This window comes from Actinokineospora sp. (assembly GCF_050699995.1).
In the GTDB taxonomy this organism is placed as follows: Bacteria; Actinomycetota; Actinomycetes; order Mycobacteriales; family Pseudonocardiaceae; genus Actinokineospora.
In genome coordinates, this window is sequence record NZ_JBOHGC010000138.1 from 1 (window position 1) to 6,276 (window position 6,276).

Below are 6,276 nucleotides of genomic sequence, written 5' to 3' on the forward strand. Positions count from 1 at the left end.
GAGGCCCCGCCGGTGGCGGGGCCTCTTCAATGTTCAGCACTTGGTTCTGTCTTACTTGAGCATCTTGATGAGGGCCTTGACGTCCGCGGGGTCAAGGCTCTTCAGGGCGGTGACCTGGATGTCGGTCAGCGACCGGATCGGGCTGACGTACCACTTGCCGTCCACCTGGGTGGTGACGACGCCGGTGTTGGCGATCATGCCCTTGACCAGGTTGGTCAGCGCCTTCTTGGCTTCCGGCTTCATCCGCTTGCCACCGATCTCGGCTGCCGCGTCGTCGGCGCAGAACTTCTTGCGTTCGCCCTGGGCCTCGGCCGAGTAGCACTCGCCGTCCTTGGTGACGCTGACCTTCTCGCCTTCCATCTCGGCCTCGAACTCCTTGAGGAGGACCTTCGTGGCGCCCTCGACCTCGGTGGTCTCGGTCTCCAGCTTGGTGATCTTCACCCCGGTCGGTTCAGCGCCGTCCTTCTTGGCCATCTCGACCAGCATCGGGCCCAGGTCGTGGATTACGGCCATCTCGTCCGGCGGGAGGAGTTCGATGACTCGCTCCAGGTTCGCGTCCAGGCCCGCCTCGGCCATTTCGCGGACGGCCTGGTTGGGGGAGTCGGCGCCCTTTGCCGCGATGGGGGTCTTCGGCCAGGAGTTATCGGACTCCTGCAGCGCGTAGTCCGCGATCGTGTAGAAGAGACTCGGGTACCACTCGCCGTCGACGTTCACGGTGGCGATGCGGATGGCCTTGCCGTCGTTGTCCTTGACGATCTCGGCGATGTCGACCGTCTCGGTCTGCGGCTTCGCGTCCAGGCCGCGCGGGAACGCCGCCTCGATGAACTCCTCGGTCAGCGGCAGCTTGCTCGCGTCCGAGCTGATGGTGAGCTTGCCCGCGACCAGCTTGGTGATGGTCAGGTGGTCGTTGACCTTCTCCGCGCCTGCCTCGTCGAACTGCAGGCCCTCGGTCTTGAGCTCGAAGCCCTGCAGCTTGTTCGGGTCGGCGTCGGCCTTGTAGATCTCCAGCCGCTGCAGTTCCTTGGTGGTCTCGGAGTTCAGGGTGGTCATCAGGTCCCGCTCGGCGGGCGCCAGGCCCGTGAGCAGACCCGCGACGTCACCCTGACCGAGGGCGTTGACCAGGCTGGTGGCCGCCGCCGTCGGGCTCTGCGCGCCCGCGGGGGCGCTGCCCCGGTTGAGGGCCCACACCGTGACACCGGCACCCGCGGCGACCGCGATGACCGCGGCCACGACGCCGATGACCAGGCCCTTGCGCTTCTTGGGCTGCTCGGGCGCCGGGTAGCCGTACGCGCCGAACTGCTGCTGGCCGTACGGGTCGCCCTGCGGCCGGCCGAACGGCTGCTCGACCGGCTGCCCGTACTGCTGCGTGGGCTGCGGCCCGGTCTGCGGGTAACCCTGCGGGTAGCCCTGCTGCTGCGGGTAGCCCCCCTGCTGCGGGTATCCGGGCTGGCCGCCCTGCTGGGGGTAACCGCCCTGCTGCGGGTACCCAGGCTGGCCGCCCGGCTGCTGATATGGGTCGTTCGGCTGCCCCTGGCCGCCTGAACCTGGATAGGTCACGGTTCCCCTCCTGCGATCCTGCTTGCGCTCTTGCGCCGGCTTGCGAAGATGCCCAAGGCCCCGATGAGGGCCACCGACGAGCCGATCAACGTGACTGTCGGTCCGGTGCCCGCGATGCCGAGCGAGCTTTCCTCGCCACCGCTTTCGACGGTCGCGACACCCGAAATGGTTCCGGTGAATATCGTCAGAACCACGCAGATCGTTGCGCTCGTCCGGCGCAAGCCGAACGTGTAGGCGACAACGCTCAGCGTGACCACCGGGACCAGGCCGAACCAGACGTAAAGCAGCAGCTCCAGCACGTCGCCGCGCAGGAAGCCGAGGGTCTGGATCACGCCGATGAGCTGGAAGCTGTCGCGCAGCACCGAGCCGGACCGGAACCAGGGAAGGAACATGCCCGCGACGACCGCCACGAGCCCCGCCGCGGCGATCACGGCGGTCGCCGCCCCCCGTGCGCGCGTGGATCCCTGAGTCACGGCGACATCGTCGCAGCACCGGGCACAGGCAGTCACATCGGGCTCCCCGCCGATTCACTCGCTGTGTCTAGTGTCGATCACCCAGGTGGAGCAGCGCGGACGCACCCTCCGTGGCACAAGGGGGCGAAGTTGTCCAGGGTGATGAAGTTTCCCTTGTTACGACTGGTGCAATTGTGGTCCTAATGGCACAGTCGTCGTGGGTCGGTCCGTTTCCCGCCGAGGTCGGTGGTCACGGCGAGCCGATCCGTCCGAAGTGGACGGGGGGAGCTGTCCACACTGGGAGGTGGGAACCATGGGGAAACGACGCGGTAGCAGAATCTTCATGATCGCGACGTCACTCTCGCTGGTGATCAGTATGGCGGTCCCGGCGACAGCGGTCGCGGTGCCCCCACCCCCGCCGAACCCGAGCGATTCGGAGCTCTCCGCGGGCCGCACTGAGGCCAAGGCGAAAGCGGGCAAGGTCGGCGAGCTGACGAACCAGCTCGCCAAGGCCGAGGCCCGGCTGATGGAGCTTCAGGCCGAGGTCGAGGCCAAGATGGAGGACGCCAACAAGGCCCTCGTCGACCTCGAGACCGCCGAAGACCTCGCCGCCAAGGCCAAGGCCGACGCCGAGGCCGCCAAGCGCGAGTCCGACGACGCCAGTCAGTCGATCGAGAACGCCCGCAAGCAGCTGGACGAGTTCGCCGCTGGCAGTTATAAGCAGGGCACGACCGTCGGCTCGATGTCGGCGTACATGGGGGCCAAGAGCCCCGAGGACCTCCTCGCCCGCGCCCAGCTGCTCAACGCCGTCAGCGGCAGCGAACTGGACGCGCTCGAGTCGATGGAGCGGGCCCGCACGGTCAAGGCCAACAAGGACTCGCTCGCCCGCGCCGCCCTTGACGAGGCCACCAAGCGTCAGGCCGAGGCCGAACAGGCCAAGCGCGACGCGGATGCCGCCACTGCCTCGGCTCAGCAGGCCCAGCGCGACCAGGCCGGGAAGTCCCAGGAACTCGAAGCCGCCCGCGCGGACTACGAACGCCAGCTCAACGAGGCCCAGGCCAAGGTCGGCGGCCTGGAGGACCAGCGCAAGCGCTACCAGGACTGGCTCGCCGCCAAGCAGCGCGAGGACGCAGCCAACGCGACCGCCGCGCAGAGCGGCCCCGCGGGCCCGCGTCCGACCGTCAACCGCCCGCCGACGGGCAACGCCGTCCGCGTCGTGATCGACCGGGCGCTGTCGCAACTGGGCGTGCAGTACGCCTGGGGTGGCGGCAACGGCAGCGGCCCCACCCGCGGCATCCGCGACGGCGGCGTCGCCGACACGTTCGGCGACTACAACAAGGTCGGGTTCGACTGCTCCGGGCTGATGATCTACGCCTTCGCCGGTGTGGGGATCAAACTGCCGCACTACAGCGGCTACCAGGCCGCCGCGGGCCGTCGAGTCCCACTGAACCAGATGGCCCCGGGCGACATGCTCTTCTGGGCCACGCGCGGCCGCATCCACCACGTGGCGATGTACATCGGCAACGGGCAGATGGTCGAGGCGCCGTACTCAGGCTCACGCGTCCGCATCGCCCCGGTCCGCTACGGGGGCATCGTGCCCTACGCGACCCGACTGCTCTGACTCGCCGCGTGGTGAGATAAGCGGGTGCGTGTCCTGTCGTGTCCCGAAGCGGATACGCCGCCCGTGTTTCGCGACCAGGTCTTGCGGATGCAGGCTCAGGCATGGCCGGGTGGGCGGGATTCCTTGACCCACGACCCGGCTCTGCGGCCGATGTCGATGCTGTTGGTGGACACCGACGTCGTGGTCGCCGCTCTGGACGTCCTCGCCAAGGAGATCGTCCACGCGGGACGCGCCTACTCCGCCGCCGGACTGAGCACGGTCGTCACCCGGCAGGACGTTCGCGGTCGCGGGTACGGCCGGCTGCTCGTCGCGGCCGGGCATGACGCCATCGCGGAGCGCGGCTTCGATCTCGGGATCTTCACCTGCGACCGGCCACTGCGGGACTTCTACGAGAGCGCCGGATGGCGGTGGCTGCCGGGCACCGTGCTCGTCGGCGGGACACCTTCGTCGCCGTTTCCCAGTGACCAGACCGGATTCGACAAGGTGACGATGGCGGACTTCTTCTCCGAACCGGCCAAACGGGACCGGTCGGCATTCCTCGGGACGCGCGTGGCCCTCTACCCCGGGGAGATCGACAAGCTCTGGTGACGACCCCTGGTGTCCAGTGTGGACACCAGGGGTCGGTACCGGTTAGAACACCGAGACGCCGTACCTGCTCAGGGCTTCGGTGACCGGCTGGTGGAACGTCGTCCCGCCGGTGCGGCAGTTGCCGCTGCCACCGGAGGTCAGGCCGATCGCCTTCGAGCCGTCGTACAGCGGGCCGCCGCTGTCGCCCGGTTCGGCGCACACGTTGGTCTGGATCATGCCGCGGACGGTGCCGCCGCCGGAGTAGTGGACGGTGACTTTGAGGCCGGTCACCGTGCCGCTCCTGGTGCCCGTGGTGCTGCCGCGGCGGCTGACCGACTCGCCGATGTATGCGTCGGCCGCCGAGGTGATGTCCTGGCCGCCGACGGAACCGGAGACGGTGATGGACGAGTTGGTGTACTTCACGATGCCGTAGTCATTGCCCGGGAAGCTGGATCCCGTGCGGTCACCCAGTTTGGTCGTCTGGCTGGAGTTCGCGTACCACGCCGACGCCGCGTCGGTGCAGTGTCCGGCGGTGAGGAAGTAGTACGTGCTGCCGCTGCGGACGTTGAATCCGAGCGAGCAGCGGTACCCGCCGCCGTAGATGGCGTCGCCGCCGGTGGTGAGCGGGGCGAACGTGCCCGCCGCGCGTTCGACGCGGGCCGCGCCGTCCGAGCGTGCGGCCATGGCCACTAATCGGCCGAAGTCGGCCTCCCGCACGGAACTGTCGGCGGTGATCACGACCTGGTTGGTAGCGGGATCCACTGCCCACGCCGTGCCGGGCGTGCCGTTGTCGAGTCGGGACTTGAGTTCTTCGAGCTGCTGCGCGCTGCGCGACGCGGCCAGGTCGTTGGCCGCGGCCGTGCCGGGGACGACGCCCGCGACCGCGAGTGCCGCCGCCGTGATGACGAGGGTGTGTCGGATGGTGGTTCTCATTGTTCCGCCCTTCAGCAGGGGACCGGGAGCGCGGTCCAGGCACGCTCCCGGGCGGTTTTAGAGAGGTGTTCCCACCTAACGAGACGGTCCCGGTCGTCACAAGCGGGCGTTGGAGTGATCTTCACGCGAGTAGGGGGCTCGGCGGAACACCTCCGCCGAGCCCCGCGAACTACCGCTTCATCAACGCGAACAGACCCCAGCCGAGGTATTCACGCAGGTAGCGGGTGTAGCGGATTTGCGACTCGCTCAGGTCGGCGCGCAGCTCGGGCGCCAACTCGTCATAGGGGTTGTCATCGAGCCATCGGCGGACGTTGAGCCACTGGGCGGCGACGTAGCGGTCCCAGCTGTCGCCGTCGGCGAGGACCATCTCCACGACGTCCCAGCCGAGGTCGTTGAAGTGCGCGACCAGATCGGACAACGACCGCCACTCGTCGGCCTCGGTGGCGTAACAGGCTTCGACGGTCGCCTGGTCCGGTGGCGCCAGCCGCCAGTACGGCTCGCCGATCAGCATCAGCCCGCCCGGCCGCAGGCTGCGGTCGAGCAACTCGACAGTGCCGGTCACGCCTTCGCCGATCCAGGTCGCGCCGACGCAGGCGACCAGATCGACCGGTTCGTCGGCGACGAATCCGGCGGCGTCGTCATGTCGGAAGGCGACCCGGTCGGCCACGCCAAGCTCGACGGCGCGCTCGCGGGCGGCGTCGAGGAACACCGTGCTGATGTCGACGCCGACACCGGTCACGGCGTGGTCGCGTGCCCAGGTGCAGAGCAGTTCGCCCTTGCCGCAGCACAGGTCCAGCGCTGTCGTCCCCGCGGGCAGGCGCAGCGCGCGGCCCATCGTGGCGAGCTTCTCGGGAGTGATCGGGTTGAGGACCCGGTGGCTGCTCTCGCGGATGGTGAAACTACGTGGAAGATCCACTTCGGTCGGTCCTTACGGGTGAGGTGTGGGTGACAGCGGCGCGCCGAACCGTCCGAACAGTCACCAAAACACCTCATCGCGTCGCAAGGATTGACCTGGCCACACTAGCCTCGATCTTGCACGGGTTTGTGGGATCTGGTTGAAAGGTTGCTGTGGCGGGGTTTTGCCAGGAATTCCTGGATATGGCCATGGTTGTGGGCCGACTGTCGCGTCGGTGGGCGGTTTCCGGG

The 6,276-nt window shown here is 68.4% G+C and carries 6 protein-coding genes; 2 read left to right on the forward strand and 4 right to left on the reverse strand.

Annotated features, from left to right (window positions below):
- Positions 1-51: 51 nt before the first annotated feature.
- Positions 52-1,557: a flagellar basal body protein FliL gene (locus ACRDSQ_RS08180; protein ID WP_431420135.1), complete on the reverse strand. Its 1,506-nt coding sequence runs from the start codon at positions 1,555-1,557 to the stop codon at positions 52-54.
- Positions 1,554-2,030, reverse strand: a complete 477-nt coding sequence (locus tag ACRDSQ_RS08185; RefSeq protein ID WP_431420136.1) for a hypothetical protein — start codon at positions 2,028-2,030, stop codon at positions 1,554-1,556. Before ACRDSQ_RS08185 ends, ACRDSQ_RS08180 begins: the two co-directional genes overlap by 4 nt.
- Before the next feature lie 322 nt (positions 2,031-2,352).
- On the opposite strand from ACRDSQ_RS08185, the gene ACRDSQ_RS08190 reads away from it, so the two are divergent.
- Together ACRDSQ_RS08190 and ACRDSQ_RS08195 are read left to right on the forward strand one after the other, a co-directional pair.
- The gene (locus ACRDSQ_RS08190; RefSeq protein ID WP_431420137.1) at positions 2,353-3,630 is read left to right on the forward strand and encodes an NlpC/P60 family protein; all 1,278 of its coding nucleotides are present in this window, start codon (positions 2,353-2,355) and stop codon (positions 3,628-3,630) included.
- An 87-nt stretch (positions 3,631-3,717) separates the two neighbouring features.
- Positions 3,718-4,218: a GNAT family N-acetyltransferase gene (locus ACRDSQ_RS08195; protein ID WP_431420138.1), complete on the forward strand. Its 501-nt coding sequence runs from the start codon at positions 3,718-3,720 to the stop codon at positions 4,216-4,218.
- 42 nt (positions 4,219-4,260) lie between these two features.
- Here the strand turns inward: ACRDSQ_RS08195 and ACRDSQ_RS08200 are convergent, their stop codons facing one another.
- Both ACRDSQ_RS08200 and ACRDSQ_RS08205 read right to left on the reverse strand, forming a co-directional pair.
- A complete protein-coding gene (locus ACRDSQ_RS08200; RefSeq protein ID WP_431420139.1) occupies positions 4,261-5,130 on the reverse strand; it encodes a S1 family peptidase in 870 nt (289 codons plus the stop codon).
- A gap of 169 nt (positions 5,131-5,299) precedes the next feature.
- Positions 5,300-6,046: an SAM-dependent methyltransferase gene (locus ACRDSQ_RS08205; protein WP_431420140.1), complete on the reverse strand. Its 747-nt coding sequence runs from the start codon at positions 6,044-6,046 to the stop codon at positions 5,300-5,302.
- Positions 6,047-6,276 lie beyond the last annotated feature (230 nt).

Coding starts and splice junctions, on each gene's coding strand:
- ACRDSQ_RS08195 (WP_431420138.1), top strand. CDS start 3,718: ATGCAGGCTCAGGCATGGCCGGGTGGGCGGGATTCCTTGACCCACGAC.
- ACRDSQ_RS08190 (WP_431420137.1), top strand. CDS start 2,353: ATGATCGCGACGTCACTCTCGCTGGTGATCAGTATGGCGGTCCCGGCG.
- ACRDSQ_RS08200 (WP_431420139.1), bottom strand. CDS start 5,130: ATGAGAACCACCATCCGACACACCCTCGTCATCACGGCGGCGGCACTC.